This window comes from Micromonospora cabrerizensis (genome assembly GCF_022230955.1).
Classification (GTDB): domain Bacteria; phylum Actinomycetota; class Actinomycetes; order Mycobacteriales; family Micromonosporaceae; genus Micromonospora; species Micromonospora cabrerizensis.
In genome coordinates this window covers 82,234-102,519 of the sequence record NZ_JAKKFI010000063.1, presented here as the reverse complement: position 1 = coordinate 102,519, position 20,286 = coordinate 82,234, and the positions used below count along the sequence as shown (strand labels likewise).

The 20,286-nt window shown below is 73.1% G+C and carries 15 protein-coding genes and 2 pseudogenes; 5 read left to right on the top strand and 12 right to left on the bottom strand.

Translation table 11 applies throughout. The features are described 5' to 3' along the window. Window positions 1-459: pseudogene (locus tag LADH09A_RS15280) on the top strand (serine/threonine protein kinase); the annotation flags it as partial. Between the two features lie 127 nt (window positions 460-586). Further along, window positions 587-1,849, top strand: coding sequence for a nucleotide sugar dehydrogenase (locus LADH09A_RS15275; protein ID WP_238645805.1), 1,263 nt, complete (start codon window positions 587-589; stop codon window positions 1,847-1,849). A 92-nt stretch (window positions 1,850-1,941) separates the two neighbouring features. Here the strand turns inward: LADH09A_RS15275 and LADH09A_RS15270 are convergent, their stop codons facing one another. The 4 genes from LADH09A_RS15270 to LADH09A_RS15255 all read right to left on the bottom strand — a co-directional run bounded on the left by LADH09A_RS15270 (window position 1,942) and on the right by LADH09A_RS15255 (window position 7,180). Further along, window positions 1,942-4,416: an ABC transporter permease gene (locus LADH09A_RS15270; protein WP_238645804.1), complete on the bottom strand. Its 2,475-nt coding sequence runs from the start codon at window positions 4,414-4,416 to the stop codon at window positions 1,942-1,944. A gap of 147 nt (window positions 4,417-4,563) precedes the next feature. Continuing rightward, window positions 4,564-5,229 carry a response regulator gene (locus LADH09A_RS15265; protein ID WP_238645803.1) on the bottom strand — a complete coding sequence of 222 codons (666 nt, stop codon included), beginning with the start codon at window positions 5,227-5,229 and terminating at the stop codon, window positions 4,564-4,566. Beyond that, entirely contained in the window at window positions 5,226-6,440 is a 1,215-nt protein-coding gene (locus LADH09A_RS15260; RefSeq protein ID WP_238645802.1) for a sensor histidine kinase, read from the bottom strand. The genes LADH09A_RS15265 and LADH09A_RS15260 overlap by 4 nt, the downstream gene beginning before the upstream one ends. Window positions 6,441-6,466: 26 nt before the next feature. Further along, a complete protein-coding gene (locus tag LADH09A_RS15255) occupies window positions 6,467-7,180 on the bottom strand; it encodes a DUF305 domain-containing protein (RefSeq protein WP_238645801.1) in 714 nt (237 codons plus the stop codon). 138 nt (window positions 7,181-7,318) lie between these two features. Here LADH09A_RS15255 and LADH09A_RS15250 point away from each other — a divergent pair, with 138 nt between their 5' ends. Both LADH09A_RS15250 and LADH09A_RS15245 read left to right on the top strand, forming a co-directional pair. Continuing rightward, the gene (locus LADH09A_RS15250; protein WP_238645800.1) at window positions 7,319-8,764 is read left to right on the top strand and encodes an LVIVD repeat-containing protein; all 1,446 of its coding nucleotides are present in this window, start codon (window positions 7,319-7,321) and stop codon (window positions 8,762-8,764) included. A 263-nt stretch (window positions 8,765-9,027) separates the two neighbouring features. Beyond that, complete coding sequence (locus LADH09A_RS15245) at window positions 9,028-10,260, top strand: ArsB/NhaD family transporter (RefSeq protein WP_238645799.1); 1,233 nt, start codon at window positions 9,028-9,030, stop codon at window positions 10,258-10,260. A 31-nt stretch (window positions 10,261-10,291) separates the two neighbouring features. On the opposite strand, the gene LADH09A_RS15240 is transcribed toward LADH09A_RS15245, so the two are convergent. From LADH09A_RS15240 to LADH09A_RS15205, 8 genes and pseudogenes are all read right to left on the bottom strand, one after another. Beyond that, entirely contained in the window at window positions 10,292-10,762 is a 471-nt protein-coding gene (locus LADH09A_RS15240; protein ID WP_238645798.1) for a DUF1203 domain-containing protein, read from the bottom strand. Between the two features lie 129 nt (window positions 10,763-10,891). Beyond that, window positions 10,892-11,095, bottom strand: a pseudogene (locus tag LADH09A_RS15235) (VOC family protein); the annotation flags it as partial. Between the two features lie 325 nt (window positions 11,096-11,420). Next, window positions 11,421-12,251 carry a MerR family transcriptional regulator gene (locus tag LADH09A_RS15230; RefSeq protein ID WP_238645796.1) on the bottom strand — a complete coding sequence of 277 codons (831 nt, stop codon included), beginning with the start codon at window positions 12,249-12,251 and terminating at the stop codon, window positions 11,421-11,423. 59 nt (window positions 12,252-12,310) lie between these two features. Further along, complete coding sequence (locus LADH09A_RS15225; protein ID WP_238645795.1) at window positions 12,311-13,900, bottom strand: asparagine synthetase B family protein; 1,590 nt, start codon at window positions 13,898-13,900, stop codon at window positions 12,311-12,313. A gap of 5 nt (window positions 13,901-13,905) precedes the next feature. Beyond that, a complete protein-coding gene (locus tag LADH09A_RS15220) occupies window positions 13,906-14,874 on the bottom strand; it encodes a DUF5715 family protein (protein ID WP_238645794.1) in 969 nt (322 codons plus the stop codon). Window positions 14,875-14,973: 99 nt separating this feature from the next. Next, entirely contained in the window at window positions 14,974-15,795 is an 822-nt protein-coding gene (locus LADH09A_RS15215; RefSeq protein WP_238645793.1) for an isocitrate lyase/PEP mutase family protein, read from the bottom strand. Beyond that, window positions 15,792-16,748: a cytochrome P450 gene (locus LADH09A_RS31915; RefSeq protein WP_238645792.1), complete on the bottom strand. Its 957-nt coding sequence runs from the start codon at window positions 16,746-16,748 to the stop codon at window positions 15,792-15,794. The genes LADH09A_RS15215 and LADH09A_RS31915 overlap by 4 nt, the downstream gene beginning before the upstream one ends. 325 nt (window positions 16,749-17,073) lie before the next feature. Continuing rightward, window positions 17,074-17,817 (bottom strand): ArsR/SmtB family transcription factor, encoded by a 744-nt coding sequence (locus LADH09A_RS15205; RefSeq protein WP_238645790.1) that lies wholly within the window; start codon window positions 17,815-17,817, stop codon window positions 17,074-17,076. Between the two features lie 153 nt (window positions 17,818-17,970). Here LADH09A_RS15205 and LADH09A_RS15200 point away from each other — a divergent pair, with 153 nt between their 5' ends. Then, window positions 17,971-20,196, top strand: coding sequence for a glycoside hydrolase family 43 protein (locus LADH09A_RS15200; RefSeq protein WP_238645788.1), 2,226 nt, complete (start codon window positions 17,971-17,973; stop codon window positions 20,194-20,196). Window positions 20,197-20,286 lie beyond the last annotated feature (90 nt).

The window sequence follows — 20,286 nt, the reverse complement described above, 5'->3', positions numbered from 1 at the left end:
GCGGCGGTGGCGAGTGGGGCGCAGGACGGGCGTCAGCGCCGGCGGGGCCCGCTGGTCGGTGCGGCGGCGGCCATGCTGGTCGCGCTGGTCGGGCTCGGCGCCGCACTGGGCGCGGCGCGCAACGCCGGCAGCGAGGACCCGGCGGTCAATCTGCCGACCACCTCGCCGACGGTGGCGCCGAGCGGGCCACTGGATCTGCCGGCCGCGAACGAGCAGGTCCCCACCGGCGATCCGGGCCGACCCGATCGGGGGCACGGCCCCAGCACCTCCCCGTCGGCCTCGGTCTCCGTCACGCCGAGCACCGAGCCGAGCCAGGCGACCGCTCCGCCGACGCCGACGGGGATGCCGACGGTGACCACCGCGCCGCCGACGCCGACGGGTGAGCCGACCCCCTCACCCCCCACTCCGAGCGCGACGGAGAGCACGCCGATCGATCCGGACGGCCCCGCCAGCGACTAGCAGACCCGCGACTTCGCCTGCCCCGCGAAGTCCCACCAGCACCGATATCCCCAAAACGGACTTACGGCGCCGAAGACGCCTCTAGGCTCTCTGCAGGTCATTTCCACCATCTGCTGCGGGAGCCTGGGTGAGCGCTGAAAAGCTGGTCGTGATCGGTCAGGGGTACGTCGGACTGCCGCTGGCCATGCGTGCCGTCGAGGCAGGGCTGGACGTGGTCGGTCTCGATGTCGACGCCGACCGGGTGAAGCGTCTCGCCTCCGGTGAGTCGTTCATCGAGGACATCCCGACCGACCGGCTGGGCCGGGCGTTGAGCAGCGGCCGATACCACCCCAGCACGGAGTACACCGACGCAGAGGGTTTCGACATCTGCGTCATCACCGTGCCGACCCCACTGCGCGACGGCACCCCCGACCTGAGCTTCGTCGAGCAGGCCGGCGTGGGCATCGGCTCGTACGTCCGGCCGGGTTGCACGGTGATCCTGGAGTCGACCACGTACCCCGGCACCACCGAGGAGCTGCTGCGCCCGCTGTTGGAGTCGGCCAGCGGGCTGACCAGCCCCGGTGACTTCCACCTCGGCTACAGCCCGGAGCGGATCGACCCGGGCAACCCGGACTGGCGGCTGGAGAACACCCCGAAGGTGGTCTCCGGCGTGGACCCGGCGTCACTGACCCGGGTGGACGAGTTCTACCAGCGCCTCGTGCACCGCACCGTGCCGGTGGACTCCACCCGCGTGGCCGAGCTGACCAAGCTGATCGAGAACACCTTCCGGCAGGTCAACATCGCGCTGATCAACGAGCTGACCATGCTCTCGCACCACCTCGACATCGACGTCTGGCAGGCCATCGACGCCGCGGAGACCAAGCCGTTCGGCTTCATGCCGTTCCGGCCCGGCCCGGGCGTCGGCGGGCACTGCCTGCCGATCGACCCGTGCTACCTCTCGTGGCAGGTCAAGCGCCGCCTCGGCCGGCAGTTCCGGTTCATCGAGCTGGCCAACGACATCAACCACGAGATGCCCGAGCACGTCGCGCAGCGGATCATGGCGGGGCTGAACCGCAGCGGCCGGGCCGTCAGCGGTGCCCGACTGCTGTTGCTCGGTCTGGCGTACAAGAAGAACACCGGCGACATGCGCGACTCCCCCGCGGTCGACGTGGCCCGCCGCCTCCAGGCTCTCGGCGCCGAGGTCCACGCGGTGGAGCCGTACGCCGAGTCGCACCAGATCCCGGCCGGGGTCACCGTGGTCGGGCTCTCGGAGCGGGAGGTGAGCGCCGCCGACGGGGTGGTGGTGGTCACCGACCACGACAGCTTCGACTACGACCTGGTGGTGCGGCACGCCCGCTACGTCTTCGACACCCGCAACCGGTGCGTCGGCCCGATGGTCGAGCGCCTGTAGACCCGGCACCGCTGGCCGGTCCCGCCGCTGGGAACAGGGCGGGACCGGCCGGCGGATGTCCGTCCGGGTCGCGTTCGACCGGGCCGCGTCGGTCACTGGTCGGCGAGCGCCTCGACGACCGGGCGGGACAGCGCCCGGCGGGCCGGCAGCACCGAGGCGAGCAGGGCGGCCAGTACCGCGACGCCGAGGGTCAGCCCGAGCTGGCCGAGCGGCAGCACCACGTGGAAGTCCCCGCCGAGGCGGGTCAGCAGGGCCATCGCGGAGGCGCTGACCCCGGTGCCCAGTCCCACCCCGAGCACCGCGCCGACCAGCGCCATCAGCACCGCCTCAATGGCGAGCACCGCCCGCATGCGTCCTCGGGTCAGCCCGACGGCCCGCAGCACGGCGTTCTCCCTGGTGCGTTCGACCACCGACAGGCTCAGCGTGTTCGCCACACCGACCAGGGCGATCACCACGGCCAGACCCAGCAGCGCGGTGACGAGGACGAGCAGCATGTCGACGGTGCCGGTCAGCATCTTCTTGTACGCCCCCTGGTCCATCAGGTTCACCGTCGGGTAGCGGCCCAGCACCGCCTCGATCGCGCCCCGGGCCCGCTCGGCGCTCACCCCGGTGGCCGGGTCGATCTCGGCCAGGTAACCGCGATCGGTGGGGAAGAGCGCGGCGAAATCCTGGTCGGCCATGTCGATGACGTGCCCGGCGGGCGCGCCGTCGGCGCGGGTGTCGTCGGTGACCACGGCGGCCACCCGGAACGACCGACCCTCGACGGTCACCGACGAGCCGACCTGCCAGCCGCGTGCCTGCGCCAGCTCGCGGTGCACCAGCACCTGGCCCGGCCCGACCCGACTGGCGTCGCCGTCGAGCACCCGGTCCAGCGTCCGGCCGACCAACGCCGGGTGGGCCGAACGGATCTCGACGTCCGCGACGATCGTGCGGCGCTGCTCGTGCACCACCCCCAACTCGGGGCGGGCGGCCAGCTCCCCGGCGAGCGCGGCAGGCAGATCCTGTCCGATACCGCTGACCACGAAGTCGGTGCCGATCTGGGCGTCCACGCTGCGTTCGATGCCGTCCTTGGTGCTGCGCGCGCCGACCATGAAAGCCGACACCAGTCCGATCCCGATCACCAGCGCGGTGGCGGTCGCGGCGACCCGCCGCGGATTGCGGACCGTGTTGGCCACCGCCAGCGCACCGGTCGCCCCGAGCACGCGCCGTGCCGGCCAGCCGAACACCCGGGCCAGGGCGGGGACGAGCACCGGCCCGAACAGGACGATCCCGAAGAAGGCCAACACCCCGCCGGCCGCCACCAGCACCAGTTGGCCGGCGCTGGCGGCACCGACCAGCGCCGCCACGCCGATGGCCAACGCCACCGCGCCGAAGGTCAGCCGCACCCGGCCGGCACCCTGGGCCGGCTGCACCGCGGCGTCGGTGAGAGCGGCCACCGGGGCGACCCGCGTCCCCCGCCAGGCCGGCAGCAGGGCGGCGCAGACGGTCAGCGCGGTACCCAGCAGCAGGCCGGTCAGGACGGTCGAACCGGACACGGTCAGGCCACCGGCGACCGGCACGTCCAGTCGGGACATCACCAGGCGCATCCCGCCGGCGAGGGTCACGCCGAGCAGCACCCCGAGCGCGGAGGCGACCAGCCCCAGCACGGCCGACTCCAGCACGGCGGCCCGGAAGACCTGCCCCCGGGTGGCCCCGATCAGACGAAGCAGCGCCGTCCTGCGGGTGCGCTGTGCCAACACGATCGCGAAGGTGTTGGCGATCACGAAGCCCGCCACCACCACGGCGATCCCGACGAAGATCAGCAACAGCATCCGGAACTGGTCCACGTTGCGCACCGCGTCCTCGACGGCCTCGTCGAGGATCTGCTGACGACTCTTCACAGTGGCTTCGGCGCCCGCCACGGCCCGCACCCGGTCGGTCAGCGCCGCGACGGACGCACCCGGTCGGGCCGCCACCAGAATGCGGCCGTAACCGCGCTCGCCGGTGAGGGCCAGCGCGTCCGGCCCGACCATGCCGACGAACGGACCGCCGACATCGCGCGCGGTACCCGCCACGTCGACGGTGCCGACCAGGGTGTACGGCCGGGCCGGGCCGTTCGCGCCGCCCACGCGGACCGCCGCGCCGAGCGCGAAGCCCTCCTTGGCAACCGTCGGCGCGTCGAGCACGACCTCCCCGGCGCGGTCGGGCAGCCGGCCGGCGACCACGTCGTACGAGCGCAGCGCGTCCTCGGTGGGGATGGCGGCGAGGACGGTGAAGCCGAGGACCGGGCGACCGTCGACGCCGACGACCCCGGCGGTGTTGGTCAGCTCACCGCCTGCGGCGGCCACCCCGTCGACCGCGCGCACCTCGTCGACCAGGGCCGGGGGCAACAGCTTGCGGCCGGCCGAGTAGACGCCCAGGTCGGTGTGGCGGTCGAAGGTGCCGGCCCGTTCGTACGTGCCGGCGCGCATCCCGTCGACGAAGATCATGGTGCCGGCGACGAACGCGACACCGAGCACGACGGCCAGCGCGGAGAGCAGCATGCGCAGCGCTTCGGCACGCAACGAGCGCAGGGTCAGGCGGATCAAGCGGGGCTCCCGGTGCAGGTGGCGGATCGGACCCTTCCGACGCTATGGCCGGTGTCGGTCCGTCCGTCTCCACCTGTGCGCTCGACCTGTGTGCGCCCCGGGTCGCGGTGCACGCGCCGGCCGCTACGACCCAGGTCGTACGCGGGGTCATCCGCCGGGCGTGACCAGCCCGCTCTCGTACGCCAGGACCACCGCCTGGACCCGGTCGCGCAGCTGGAGCTTCGCCAGGATCCGCCCGACGTGGGTCTTGACCGTCGCCTCGGCGACGTGCACCCGGGCGGCGATCTCCGCGTTGGACAGCCCCTGAGCGACCAGCAGCAGCACCTCCCGTTCCCGCTCGGTGAGCTGCGTGAGCCGGGGGTCGGCGCTCGGGGCGGCACCGAGCTGCCCGGCGAAACGGTCCAGCAGCCGGCGGGTGATCGACGGGGCCACCACGGAGTCGCCCTGGGCGACCACGCGGATCGCGGCCAGCAGGTCCTCCGGTGGGACGTTCTTGAGCAGGAACCCGCTCGCCCCGGCCTGGAGGGCCGCGAACGCGTCGGCCTCGGTGTCGAAGGTGGTCAGCACCAGCACCCGGGGTGGGCCCGCGGGCCGGTCGGCGCAGAGCCGCCGGGTCGCCTCCACCCCGTCCATGGTCGGCATCCGGATGTCCATCACGACGACGTCGGCCTCAGTGCGGGCGAGCACCCGCAGGGCGTCCGCGCCGTCGATGGCCTCGCCGACCACCTCCAGGTCGGGCTGGGAGTCCAGCACCATCCGGAACCCGGCGCGAACCAGCGCCTGGTCGTCCACGATCACCACCCGGATCGTCATGCCGCGATCACCTCCGTTGCCGGCTCCGACGGTAGCGGTAGGCGCACGTCGACCTGCCAGCCCCCGACCGGTCGGGGGCCGGCGGTGAGGGTGCCGTCGTACACCGTGACCCGCTCGCGCATGCCGAGCAGACCGTGACCGCCCGACGGCGTCGGGCTGACCAGCGGGCGGCCCAGGCCGTTGTCGACCACCTGGACGACGACGGCCTCGGCGGTGTAGCCCAGGCAGACCTCGACGCCGGCATCGACGCCGGCGTGCTTGAGCGCGTTGGTCAGTGCCTCCTGCACCACCCGGTAGACGGTCAGCTCCAGGCCCGGGGGCAGGGCCTGCGGCGCACCGGTGACGGTGCTGTGGATGCGCAGCCCGGCGTCGCCGAACCGGGTCAGCAGGTCGGGCAACTCGGTCAGGGCCAGGCGCCGGTGCTCCGGGTCGGCGGCCACCACGAGCCCGTCGGCGCCGCCGCCCGGGCCGGCGTCACGCAGGACGCCGACCAGCCGGCGCATCTCCTCCAGTGCCTGCCGGCCGGTGTCCGCGACCACCTTCACGGCGGTGCGCGCCTGGGCCGGGTCACGGTCGAACATGAACCGGGCGCCGTCCGCCTGGACGATCATCACCGCCATGCTGTGGGCGACCACGTCGTGCAGCTCACGGGCGATCCGGGTGCGCTCCTCGGCGACCGCCGCCCGGGACTCGGCCTCCCGTTCACGTTCCAGGGTCGTGGCCCGTTCCTCCAGGCTCAGCACGTAGAGCCGGCGGGTCCGCACGTTCAGCGCCACCAACCACACCGCGCCGGTGACCAGCGCGTACCACAGCGCGGTGACCCACCACTGGATCACGTGGGGGGTCTGCGCGGCGGCGAGCAGCACACCGACGGCGGCGACCGCGCCGGCCAGCACACCGTCGCGGAGGCGTTCGCCGTACTTGACGACGCTGTAGAGCGCGATCAGGACGGCGACGTCGTAGACGAGCGGGCCCCACTCGGCGATCACCTGGACCAGGGCGAGGGCCGCGACCACCACCGTCACCGCGCTCGGGTGGGTGCGGCGGAACAGCAGCGCCGCCGCCATGGCCACACCGACCAGGGTGGCCGCCCAGCCGCCGGGCTGGCTCACCGCCGCGGTCAGGCTGACCAGCGCCACCAGGACGGACACGGCCACGTCGAAGGCGACGCCGCGCAACGGCCGACCGAACATCGTGCGTCTCACGGTCACCCAGCGTACGTGCCGGGAGGCCGGGCTCAGCCGGCGAGGAGCTCACGCATTCGGTCGATCTCCACGGTCTGCTCGGTGGCGACCGCGTTGGCGAACTCGTTGAGCGTCAGGTCGGAACCGACCTTGAGCAGGTTGGTGGCCATCTCGATGGCGCCCTCGTGATGCGCGGTCATCATCCGCACGAAGAGTCGGTCGAAGTCCGCGCCGCGGGTTGCGGCGAGCTGCCGCATCGCCTCGGGCGTCTGCATGCCGCGCATGGTGCCGTGGTCGTGCCCCTGGACCTCCGCCGGGAGCCCGCGGGTCTGGAGCCAGCCCCGCATCATGCCCATCTCCGGCCCCTGGCTGGCTCGGATGCGGTCGGCGAGCGCGCGGATGTCGGGGTCGGCGGCCCGGTCGGGGGCGAGTTCCGCCATCGCCAGGGCCTGCGCGTGGTGCGGGATCATCATCCGCACGAACCAGACGTCCAACGAGTTGTGCGGCGCCGGGCCGGCGTCGCGGACCTCGTGGGCCGGGCGGGTGGCAGCCGACTCACCAGGGCGACCGGGCGCGATGACGGTGAGGTCGGTGGGCACGGGGCTGGCCGAGGGCGACACGGGGGGCGCGGAGGTGGCGGGCGCGGAGGCCGGCCGGGCGGCGCTCGTCGCGGTGTCGTCCCCGGAGCGGCTCACGATGAAGGCCACCAGCGGCAGGACAAGCGCCAGTGTGACAATCGCCAGGGTCCGTGCACGCCGGCTGGTCATGGGCAACTCCCGGGGGTCGAGGTCACCGCGATGCTATCCATTGAAGAAGACACTTTCATGTGACCCAGCTCACATCGACGTTCTTCTCCGGGCGGTAAGGTGTCGACCATCGTCTTCCCCTTGCGAAGGGCCTCGCCGATGATCAGACTCCACAAGCCACGGTTACGACAACTCCGCATCGTGGCGCTCGCCTCGACCGGTTTCCTCGTCGCCGGCGTCCTCGTCGCCCCGGCGAGCAACGCCCAGGTGGTGCCCCAGGCGGCGCAGGCTGCCGCCCCCACCAACACGATCCCCGGCGTCGACGAGATCGTGAGCAGCCCCAACCTGCGCCAGATCGCGAACGTGCCGAAGGTCGCCCCACTGGACGCGACCAACAGCGACATCGCCTTCCAGGGCAAGTACGCCTTCGCCGGCAACTACAACGGCTTCGTCATCTACGACATCGCACGACCGAGCGCGCCGAAGGTCGTGTCCCGGGTGCTCTGCCCGGGGTCGCAGAACGACATCTCCGTCCATGGTGACCTGCTCTTCCTCTCCACCGACTCGTCCCGCAGCGACGACTCCTGCAACAGCACCGCGCAGGCGGCGAGCGTGAAGGAGTCCTGGGAGGGCATCAAGGTCTTCGACATCAAGGACAAGGCGAACCCGCGGTACATCAAGTCCGTGGAGACGGCCTGCGGCTCACACACCCACACCCTGGTGCCGGGCAAGAGCGGCAAGACGGTCTACCTGTACGTCTCGTCGTACAGCCCGCGGGCCGAGTTCCCGGACTGCCAGCCGCCGCACGACTCGATCTCCATCATCAAGGTGCCGCTGAAGAAGCCGACCGACGCCGCGGTGATCGCAGCTCCGAACCTCTTCCCGGACGGCGGTTTCCCGGGCAGTGAGACCGGATCGGCGACCGCCGGCTGCCACGACATCACCGTCTACCCGGCCAAGGACCTGGCCGCCGGCGCGTGCATGGGTGACGGCATCCTGCTCGACATCAAGGACCGCGAGGCGCCTCGGGTCATCAACCGGGTCCGCGACACGGTCAACTTCGCGTTCTGGCACTCGGCCACCTTCAACAACTCCGGCACCAAGGTGATCTTCACCGACGAGCTGGGTGGTGGTGGGGCCGCGACCTGCAACGAGGCCATCGGACCGAACCGGGGCGCGGACGCCATCTACGACATCACCGGCCGCGGTGACGCTCGGAAGATGAACTTCCGCAGCTACTACAAGATCCCTCGCAACAACGCCGACACCGAGAACTGCGTGGCCCACAACGGCTCGCTGGTCCCGGTGCTCGGTCGGGACATCATGGTCCAGGCGTGGTACCAGGGTGGCATCTCGGTCTGGGACTTCACCGACTCGTCGAAGCCGAAGGAGATCGCCTTCTGGGAGCGCGGTCCGCTCTCGGCCGACTCGCTGGTCGGCGGCGGCACCTGGTCCGCGTACTACTACAACGGCCACATCTACTCCAACGACATGGTGAAGGGCCTGGACGTCCTGGAGCTGAACGACTGGCGCACCTGGACGGCCAACCTGACCCGCTACAAGGAGCTCAACGTGCAGACCCAGCCCAGCTACCTGGGCTGGTAGGCACCGCGCACGCAAACCGGGCCCGGCCCCCATCCTCGGGGGCCGGGCCCGGCCGTGTTCGGGCAGGTCCGCCCGTCAGCGGACGCCGTGGGGCCTATCGCAGGTTCTCTTCCGCAACGGTGCGGCCTGTCGGGTTTCCCGCGCCGGGCCACGTCGGCTGCCAGCCGCGCTCCCCCGGTGATCGGCCCCGCGATGGTGGGGCTGGTCACCACGACGGTGCCAGCGCGGGCAACAGGCGGGTCGTCATGCGAACGTGGTCAGACGTGAAGCTTGCCGCCGTCGCCGATGCGCCGCCCGCTCCGCCCGAGCCGACCGGACGCTGGCGACCCCACCCGCTGGACCTGGTCGCGGTCGTCCTCGCCGTGGTCGGCGCGGCCTGCGCCCTGAGCGGGCTGCTGCCCCGCGCGGAGACCACCGCCACCCTGCACCGGATCCTGCCGCTGCTGCTCTTCCTCGGCACCGTGATCGTGCTCGCCGAGCTGACCGCCGTCGCCGGCGTCTTCGACGTGCTGGCCAGCCGGCTGGCCATCGCCGCCCGCGGCCGTTGGGCGGCCCTTTTCCTGCTCTGCGGCGGCCTGGCCACGGTGACCACCCTCGTGCTCAACCTCGACACCACCGCCGTGCTGCTCACCCCGGTGCTGCTCGCGCTGGCCCGCAACCTGCGCGTTCCCGCCGCCCCGCTCGCGGTCACCACCGTCTGGCTGGCGAACACCGCCAGTCTGCTGCTGCCGGTGTCGAACCTGACCAACCTGCTGGCCGCCGACCGGGTCGGGCTGACACCGCTGGCGTACGCCGAGCGAATGGCGCTGCCGCAGCTCGCCGCGGTGGCGGTCACCATGGCGCTGCTCTGGTACGCCTGGTGGCGGCGCGAGCGGCCGGCCGGTGGACGGTTCGTCCCGCCAGCCCGGCACGTCCCGGCCGATCCGGTCCTGCACCGCACCGCGGTGGCCGGCTGCCTGCTCTTCGTCGCCGGCATCCTCGCCGGGGTGGAGATCGGGCTCGCCTCCACCGTCGCGCTCGCGTTGGTGCTGCTCGGCTTCGTGGTCCGGTCCCCCGCCACGCTGCGCCCCGGGCTGGTGCCCGTACGGCTGCTGCTCTTCGTCACCGGCCTCTTCCTGGTCGTGCAGACCCTCGGCCGGCACGGGCTGGACGACCTGGTGGGCGGCCTGCTCGGCGCCGACGGCGGGGCGCTGGGCGCGCTGCGCGCGGGTGGCACCGGCGCGCTGCTGTCCAACGCGGTGAACAACCTCCCCGCCTACCTGGCCGGCGAGTCGGTGCTGCCGCCCGGCGACCACACCCGCCTGCTGGCCCTGCTGATCGGCACCAACGTCGGCCCGCTGGCCGCCCCCTGGGCGTCACTGGCCACCCTGCTGTGGTTCGAGCGGTGCCGGGCGGCCGGGGTGAGCGTGCCGGTGACCCGATTCGTGCTGACCAGCACGGTGCTCGCGGTCACCGGCACCCTCGCCGCCGTCGGCACGCTGCTGCTGGTGAGCTGAGCGCCCACGACCGGGCGCGGCAGCAGCAGCGTCAGGCCCGCCGCACGACGAACATGAGGCAGCCGTACACCACGTTGCGGCTGTGCAGCTCGCGCGCCGCCGGGTCGCCGAACAGCTCGGCGATCACCCCCTCCGGGTCCGTGCCGTCGTGCAGCTGCCCACCGCAGATCCGGCCCTGCCGGTCGTACGCCCGCAGGACCTGGGGTCGCCCCCGCCAGGCCGGTGGGTGTCCGCCCGCCTGGTCCGGGCCGGCGCAGGCGGCAGCGTGCGCGAAGACCGGACCGATCTCCCGGTACGGGCCGGCGGCGCCCGGCGGCGCGTACCCGAAGAGCAGCAGCTCCTCGCCCTCGTCGGCATCGCGCAGACAGCAGCGCAGGGACTCGCCGCCACCGGCTCGGAGCGCCTCGACGGGCCGGTCGGCAGCGTCCCGGCCGGTGCGGCGGACGGCGTCGAGCGCCTCGGCCGGCAGGGCGTGGACGCGGAACGTGGTGCTGTTCGTCATCGGTCCAGCCTGGCGCGGCGACGACGGAAGGGCTGGCGGCGATCGGACCTGACGGTCGTCGACCGATCGCCAGGGGCGTGTTTCACGATCCTTTTGAGGTCCCGCCTTTGATTGGCCGGTCAGCCCGGTCTACGAGTCGTCTCGGCCCTGCCAGGTCGTCACACAGGCCTCGTTGCCCTCGATATCGGCGAGAACCCAGAAGGCGGGAGCACGCGACGCGGATAGCAGTCGACCACCGGCCGCCAGCGCGGCGTCGATCCGCCGTGGCGCCTCGTCGTGCGGGACACAAATATCGAAGACGACACGGTCCGGCCGGATATCGTCCTCCGGCTGGATCGGGCTTGCAGCGTTCAATTCATGCGTCCGATCACTGCGCGGGTAATCAGAAAGCTCGACTGGATCACCTACGACGGCTGGTGCTGGATCGACTGCTACCAGCTCGGCAGGAACGGTGAGGCTCTTGCACGACGGTCACTCTTCCTTATGCCAGAGCACGTCGAGTACATACCTCAGCCACCACCGAGACCAACTGCCACCGGGCGGAAGCCGGCAGCCGGGAAACCTCTCAAAGGTTGGCTGGACACAAAGGAGCCCCAGCCTCAGATGAGGCTGGGGCGCAAAGTTCCGGCAGGGGCGATCGGATCGACGGAGACGTCACCTAGTCCCGGTACACGGCGAGCTGGAGTTCGGTGACGCCCTTCTCCGGGGCGTCCGGACAGTAGTCGAGGTACACCTCCCGGGCGAACCCGTCGGTGCGGTAGCCGTTGTCCTCGATCCACCGGGCGAGCGCCTGCATACTCGGCTCGACGTCGTCCATCGCGCCGTGGTGGATGATCGTCGCGGCGGTGCGTACCGCGGGCAGGTCCACCACCGCGACGTCGGAGGCGGCCTCCGCCCCGACCCCGACGGTCACGCCGGCATGCACCACGACCGCGTCGCCGTCGTCGCCGGGGGCCGGCTCGTACCAGGCGATGCTCGGCCCCGCCGGCGTGATCCCGGCGTCGCCGAGCCGACGGAACAGCTCCGGGTAGAGCGGTTGGATCACCGGGCCGATGTCCTCGCCCTGGTAACTGGGCGCGACCGCGGTCAGCTCCGCGACGCGGACCGACACGATCTCCTTGAGTACGACCTCCTGGGTGGCCATCCGACCCTCCGACTCGATCATTCGGAGCCTCGCCTCGACGGCCGTCAACCGTGCGGTGTCGGCGGCCAACTGTTCTGCCAGTTGGCTCCGGCGCAGCCGCAGCATGCCGCGCAGCTCGGCCACGTCGACGGCGTCGTCGACGATCGCCCGCACCTGTTCGAGGGTGAGGCCCAGCTCCTTGAGGGCGATCACCCGGTTGAGCCGGCGCAGCTGGTCGGCCCGGTAGGAGCGGTAACCGGTGTGCGGGTCGACGCTGGCGGGGCGCAGCAGGCCGATGCTGTCGTAGTGGCGCAGCATCCGCACCGACACCCGGCCGAGTCTGGCGAAGTCTCCGATGGTGAACATGGTCCCTCCACGCTCGTCCCTGACACCGTGTCAGAGTCAAGCGCGGCCCGCGGGGCGACTCAGCGCCGGGCCGGGCGCGGCCCGACCAGCCGGCGGACCATCGGCGCCGCGTTCCACTTGGCCGCGCCGACCAGGTCGCGGGCGTGCTCCAGGACCGTGTAGTCGGGTCGGGTCAGCCCGTCGGCGATGGCCCGGTCCAGGTCGTTGCCGCAGCGGCTCAGCACACTGTCGAAGTCCCGGCGGACCGGCTCCTGCAGGTCGTAGCCGAACGAGCGGTGCAGCCGGGCGAAGAGCGGCTTGTACAGCCGGACCCGCTCGTGCAGGCCCGACGAGTACGACATCGGGTTCTTCGGGCGGCGCAGGATGTAGTCGGGCAGCACGTCGGCGAACGCCCGTCGGACGATCCACTTCTCCTGGCCGTGGCGCAGCTTCAGATCCAGCGGCAACCGCATCGCCAGCTCCACTACGCTGAGGTCGAGGAACGGCAACCGCGCCTCCACCCCGTGCCCCATGGCGGCCCGGTCCACGCGCTGCAACTCCGTACGGCACAGGTTGCGGATCCGGTGCAGGAACAGTCGGCGCGCCGCGGCCGGGCCGACCTGCCGGTACATCGGGTAGCCGCCGAACAGCTCGTCGGAGCCGTCGCCGGTGAGCACCACCTTGATGCCCAGGTCACGGAGCCGTCGGAAGATCGGCACCGAGACGACCGCGTTGATGATGTCGCCGTACTCGGTCAGCTCGCAGATCCGGATCGCCTCGCGGACGTCGGCGAGCCGGATGTCGCGCGGACGCAGCTCGACCACCACGTGCGGCACGTCGAGGTCGGCGGCGAGCCGCCGGGCGTACGCCACGTCCGGGCTGTCCGCCGCGCCGACGGTGACCGCCACGCAGTCCGGGTGGATGTCGCGCACCTGCCGCAGGGTCAGCGAGCTGTCCAGCCCACCGGAGAGCACCACCCCGACGGTCAGGTCGGTTTCCACCCGCATCCGAATCGAGTCGCTCAACGCGGCACGGACGAGAAGGGCGGCCTCGTCCGGGTCGTCGATGATCGGCAGGCCGTCACCGATGGTGAGCAGGTCGACGTACGGGCTCAGCCGCACGTGCCCGTCCGCATCGGCCCAGCCGTGGTGCCCGGGCGGCACCTCGGCGATCGGGGCGCCGTGCCCGACGAGTGCCTTGACCTCGGAGGCGAGATGCAGGCAGCCAGGCCGGCGGGACCAGTACAGCGGCTTGACGCCGATCGGGTCGCGGGCCACATACGCCCGGCCGGTGGCCCGTTCGACGACCGCGAAGGCGTACTCACCGCGCAGCCGGGTCACCGCCGCCTCGCCCCACTGCTGGAACGCGGCGAGCAGCACCTCGGTGTCGCTCTCGGTGCGGAAGGCCTGCCCGAGGCGGGTCAGTTGGGCCCGCAGCTCCCGGTAGTTGAAGATCTCGCCGTTGAAGCAGAGCAGCCAGCGCTCGTCGGTCGAGGTCCACGGCTGCACCGCCCGGTCCCGGTCGACGACCCGGAGCCGGCGGGTGCCGGCGAGCAGGCCGTTCTCGGACCGCGTCTCGGTGACCTCACCGCGTGGGGTCAGGGCGGCGAGCATCCGCCGGAACGTCGCCGGGTCGGCCTCGGGGCCGATGCTCAACGCGATGCCGCACACCGGGGTCAGACCCCCATCTCGGCCTCGTAGGCGCGGCGCAGGCGACGCCGGGCGGTGGGCGCGAGGCACAGGTGCCACGCCTGCCCCTCGTCGATCACGTTCAGCTCCCCGGCCCGCTGCCGGTCGAGCAGCAACTCCGCCAGGGTGTCCCGTGCGCCGAACCGCTCGAACCAGGCCAGCTCGACGTCGACGGAGTAGCCGAGGCAGTGCCCACTGGGCAGCATCGCGGCGTAGCCCAGGCGGCGCAGCCGGTACTGGTGCTCGGCGCTGCGGACCAGGCTGGTCACCCACAGCGGCGGTGTGGCCGGCGGCGCGGCGGCGGCGAACTCGCGGGCGATGTCGTTGAGCAGCGCCACCACCTCGCGTCGTGCCCGACGGAACAGCAGCCCCGCCGTGCGTGGGGTGACGTCCGGTCGCAGCCGCCGGCGCAGCCCCCGCGCGGCCCGGCCCAGCATGGTGGCGGGCTGCTCCTGGTAGCGGAAGCGCAGCAGGTCGCGGCGGCGCAACCACTCCAGGTCGACCAGTTCGGCGCTGCCGTTGACCTGGTCGTCGGTGAGGAACGTCGGCGCGTCCTGCCACCACAGCACGTCGATGCGCGACAGCAGGTAGATCCGGACCAGCGCGGTCAGGTCCCGCGCCGAGGTACGCTCGTTCGGCTGGTAGCGGGCCATTTCCAGCAGCAGCGTCTCGCGGGCGCCGATCAGCCCCTGCGGGGTGGCGTCGAGGACCTCGGCGAGCGCCGGCTCGCGCAGTCGCGCGTCGATGAGCACCTGCCGAGCCCGGGTGCTCGGCGCGTCGGCCAGCGCGCCGACCTCGACCAGCAGCTCGGCGACGGCTGCCCGGTAGGCGGCGAGGTCCGGCTCGGGGGTGGGGACGCGGCGGGGAGTCGTGCCGGAGGGCCGGCGGCGTGCCGGCGCGGTGGGCGACGCGGGCGAACCGGGCTGCTGACCCGGGCTTCGGCTGGGCACTCGCATGACGGGGTCCCTTCTCCGGTCACGACACTGGGTGATTCGCCCTGTAACACACCGTAATTGCCGGGACCGGAGCGGACCGAACAATTCTCCTATCTACCCCTAAGGGAGCCGACCGTCCGGTTGGGCACCGGGGGCGGGCGGCACCAGGGCCTGCACCTCGGCGTACGACGGCAGCCCGTCCGGCGCGGCGAGCCCGCCCGCGCGTACCCCGTCGGCGGTGGCGAGCGCGGCGGCCAGCGCCACCCGGAACAGCAGGGAGCCGGTGCTGACCCGGGCAACCCCGACGGCGGCCAGCTTGTCCAGCCCCGGCCCACCCGGCTGGTACAGCACGTTCACGGGCGCGTCGATCCACTCGGTGAGGACGCCCAGCGTGGCCGGGTCGACGACGCCGGGCACGAAGATGCCGTCGGCGCCGGCCGCCCGGTAGGCGCGGGCCCGGACGAGGGTCTGCCCCAGCGGGTCGTCCACCCCCAGCCACCACGTGTCGGTTCGGGCGTTGACGAACAGGTCCGGCACGGCCGCCTTCACCGCCGCGACCTTGTCCGCGAGGAGTTCCGGCTCGGTGAGGGTGCCGTCGGCGCGCCCGTCCTCCAGGTTGATCCCGACCACGCCGAGCCCGGCCAACTCCGTCACGTACCCGGCGACCGTCGCCGGATCATCGCTGAAACCGGCTTCGACGTCGACGCTGAGCAGCACCGGCAGCGGGGCGAGCCGCCGGGCCAGGGCCAGGGTCTCCCCTGCGGTGGCCGCGGTGCCGTCGGGTCGGCCCGCGGCCGCGGCGACGCCGAGGCTGGTGGTGCCGATCGCCGGGTGGCCGCGCCGGGCCAGCGCCGCCGCGGAGGCGTGGTCCCAGGCGTTCGGCAGCAGCAGGGGGCGGCGGGCGTGGTGCAGGGCGCGGAACTCGGCACAACGGTCGGTCATCGGACGCTCAGCTCCAGGTTCGTCGGAACACGCAGGGTCGGGTGCGGCTCGTGACACAGGTCGGCCCGGACGCGCCGGCAGCGTGCGCGCAGCACGTCGAACACCCCGGCGGCCAACGCCAGGGCGTGCCGGTCACCGGGGCAGCCGCGCTCCCCCGCCCCGAAGGTCAGCAGACCCGCACCGGGCCGACCCGGCCGGAACGCCGCCGGCTCGCAAAACGCCTGCGAATCCCGGTTGGCGGCGTCGAAGCGCACCAGCACCGGACTGCCCGCCGGCAGATCCCGCCCGCCCAGGCGTACCCCGGCGGTGGTGACGCGCCGGGTCGCCCGCACCGGCGGGTCGAGCCGCAGCACCTCGGCCAGCATCGCGCTCGTCTCCGCCGGTCCGGGCACGTCGCCGGGCAGGCCGCCGAGCGGGGGCAGCAGGTGGTGGGCGGCGGCACCGATCAGACCGGCGGTCGCGTCGCACGCCTGGACCAGCAGTCCGATCAGGTTCGCCCGTACCTCCGGCGGGGCCGGGGGCACGAGCGCCAGCAACGTCGCGACCGCCTGGTCGGCCCGCCGGGCCAGCGCCGGATCAACCCCCGGGTGGTACGCGGCAGCGACGACCGCGACCGCCGTCCCGGCGGCTGCCGGATCGGCGAGACCAAGGCGACCGGCCAGCACCCGCAGCGGCACCGGCCGGGCCACGTCACGCGTCACGTCGAGGCGGTCGCCGGCCCGGTCCAGGACAGCGGCGGTCAACCGGGCCGCCTCGTGCCGCAGCTCGTCCGGGTCCAGCTCGGTCAGCGCGCCCACCACGACCGCCCGGCGCTCGGCGTGCCGCTGCGGTGGGCTGAACCTGCTGACCGAGGCGCGCAGCCAGGCGAGCGTGCCGGGCGGGCCACTCTCGACGGCCGGTACCCGAAAGGCCGGGTCGGTGAGCGCCGCCCGCACGTCGGCGTGCCGCGTCACCCACCAACCGCGCTCCGGCGCGAACGAGGGCGGGCCACAGGTTGGCGTTCCGGGAGCAGCAGCGATGTGGGGCCACCTGTCAGTCACGGCCCGACCGTAGAACCCGAACCCTTCGCTCCCCACCGAACAGTCCCGCCCGCACGTCGCCCGTCCGCGCGTCGCCCGTCCGCGCGTCGCCCGTCCGCGCCGGGCCGGGCCGGGATCGCGCTCGATCCAGGATGTAGTGGCCTCCGTGCCCGTCGAAGGCCACTACATCCTGGATGTGGTGCGCCCCGGGTCACCGCCCGCCGCGCCGCCGCATCGCCGTTGCGCGGTGGCGGGAGGGTCAGGCTCGGCCGCTGGTGGGCGTCGGGGACGCGGTGGGGGCGAGGGCGTCCTCCGAGACGTGCAGGGCCTCGGCCAGGGCGACGCGGCCGATCGGGGTGAGTCGGATCGCGCGACCGGCGCCCTGGGTGATCCAGCCCAGGTCGGTGAAGCGGCGGCACAGCGTCGCGCCGAGCGCCCCGGCGAGGTGCGAGCGGCGTTCGGTCCAGTCCAGGCAGTCGCGGACCACCGGGCGGCGGGCGGTGCGCAGCACCTGCACGGGTACGCCCAGGTCGGCCGCCCACGCCCACCCGTCGGCGGTCAGCGCCAACCCACTGGACCGGTCCAGCCGGCCGTCGGCCAACAACGCGTCGTACATCAGCACACCGAGGCGGCCCGCGAGGTGGTCGTAGCAGGTCCGGGCGTACGCCAGAGCGGCGCTCGCGGTGGCGGCCCGCAGCGACCCGACCGGCGCGGGTGGGGACGGCGCGTGCCCGGCCAGGTCCTCGATCAGCTGGGCCACCGATGGCCCGGCGAGCCGCAGGTAGCGGTGCCGGCCCTGCCGTTCCTCGACCAGCAGCCCGCCGTGGACCAGCCGGGTGAGGTGGTCGCTGGCCGTCGACGGGGCGACCCCGGCGCGGCGGGCCAACTCGCCGGCGGTCCACGCCCGGCCGTCGAGCAGCGCGAGGCACATGCCGGCCCGCGTGCCGTCGGCCAGCAGCGCGGCCAGCTCGGCCATTCCCCGGCCCTCGGTGCCACCACTCATGGCCCCATCATCGCCCCGGCCATCGGCGCGGTAAGCCACCGGGTTCGGTGCGTGGCACCTGAGGCTGCGGGCGTCGATCTCTTTACAACGTTGTATCCATCGTTGTAGAAACGAGGACACGACCCCACGCCCACTCCCCCGAGGCAGGTCCACATGCGACACCTTCGCCGCGGCGGCGCGCTCGCCGCCGCGCTCGGTCTGATCCTGGCCACGTTGGCGCCCCTACCCGCCGCCGGCTCCGGCGGCCCGTCCCGCTACGACAACCCGATCTCGGTCGGCGTGGGCGACACGTTCGCCGACCCGGTCATCGTGCGAGGCGACGACGGCTTCTGGTACGCCTACGGCACCACCGACCCGCTGCGCGAGGGCGAGCACGAGTTCCACCGGGTGCCCACCGCCCGCTCGGCCGACCTGGTCGACTGGGCGTACGTCGGGGACGCGTTCGGCCCCGAGCAGCGGCCACCGTACGCGGCCCCCGGTGCGGCCTTCTGGGCACCCGACGTGCGCCGCGTCGGCGACCGGTGGGTCATGTACGTGACGGTCACCGACACCACCGTCTCCGCCGAGGGCAGCGACTACGCCATCGGCGCGGCCACCGCACCCACGCCGACCGGCCCGTGGACCTTCGCCGCGCAACCCGTGGTGGCACCCCGCCCCGGCGGGGGCGGCGGTTACCTGTGGACCATCGACCCCAGCCAGTTCACCGACGTCGACGGCCGGGGCTACCTCTACTACGGCAGCTACTACGGCGGCATCTCTGTCACCGAGCTCAGCGCGGACGGGCTGAGCGCCGTGGGCACACCGACGCAGGTGGCGGTCGACAACAAGTTCGAGGGCAGCTACGTGTTGCGCCACGACGGCTGGTACTACCTGTTCGCCTCCACGGCCAACTGCTGCGCCGGCCCGGCCACCGGCTACTCCGTCCAGGTGGGACGCGCGCGCAGCCCACGCGGCCCGTTCACCGACCGAGACGGCGTCGCGCTGACCGCGTCCCGCGCGGGTGGCACGCCGGTGCTGACCCAGAACGGCAACCGGTGGATCGGCACGGGGCACAACGGGTTCCTCACCGACCTGTCCGGCCAGGACTGGATCGTCTACCACGCGATCGACCGCGCCGACCCGTACCTCGACGAGCCGTTCGGCATCAACGAACGCCCGATGCTGCTCGACCGGCTCGACTGGATCGACGGCTGGCCGACCGTGAACGCCGGCGCCGGCCCGTCCGAGGGCGCCCGACCCGCACCGGTGACCACCGGCCGGGTCGACGACCGGTTCGACAACACCGGGCTGGCCGACTGGCGACGTGTCGCCGGCCAGTGGCGGATCGCCGACGGTCGACTCACCGGCAGCGGCGCGCTGACCAGTCGTACCACCATCGGCGGTGACGTGCGCGCAGAGGCCGACCTGCGGCTCACCGGCGCGGCCAGCGCCGGGCTCACCCTGGGTGACCGCGTCGAGGTCCGCGTCGACGCGGCCGGTGGCCGCCTCGTCGCCAGCGACGGCCGCCGCCGCGCGACCACGCCGCTGCCCGTCGGGCTCGACCTGGCCGACCCGCACAACCTGGCCGTCGAGGTACGCGGGCAGCAGCTCGTCGCCGAGCTGAGCCCGGCCCGCCTCGGTGACCAGGTCGCCGTGGTGTCGCTGCGGCTGGACCGCCCGGTCGCGGGGCGGCTCGGTCTGACCGCCGGTGGTGGTCCGGCCGAGTTCGACAACGTCAGCATGGCCCGGCTGTTCGAGTCGCCGAGGCGGGCGGTGCCCGAGCCCCGTGCCGGGGCGCCGCTGCGGGCGTACTCCGACGAGTTCACCGGCGGGCTCGACGGCGACTGGCGCTGGGTACGCGAGGACCCGGCGGCCACCGTTGCCGACGGCGCGCTGCGCTGGCCGGTGCAGTCGGCCGACCTGACCGGCACCGGCAACACGGCCGGTGTGCTGCTGCGCGACGCGCCGAGGGGCGACTACGTCGTCGAGACGAAGGTGACGCTGGATCTGGGCGAGGAGGCCGTCCGCAACTACCAGCAGGCGGGTCTGGTCGCCTACGTGGACGACGACCGGTTCGCCCGGCTGACCCAGGTGGCGATCTGGAACACCCGGCAGGTCGAGTACGGCTACGAGCTGCCCTTCGCCGATCAGCCGGTCTACGGCGGCAGCATCGTCGGCACCCCGGCCACCACCACCTGGCTGCGACTGGCGCACCACGTCGACCCGACCACCGGGGAGCACGAGTTCCGGGCCGGCTCCAGTCGGGACGGGCGCACCTGGACGTGGGGTGCGGTGTGGACGTTCCCGGCCGACACCACGCCCCGCATCGGGCTGGTGGCGCACGGCGGCGCCGAACCGGCGGTCACCGCAGAGTTCGACTACCTGCGCTTCTACCGCTAGGGCGTGCGGGCCCCCTGCCGTCGGCCGGGGGCCCGGTCGACGTCGTGCCCGGTGACGCGCTTGCCGACCGCACTACTCTGAAGGGGCCGC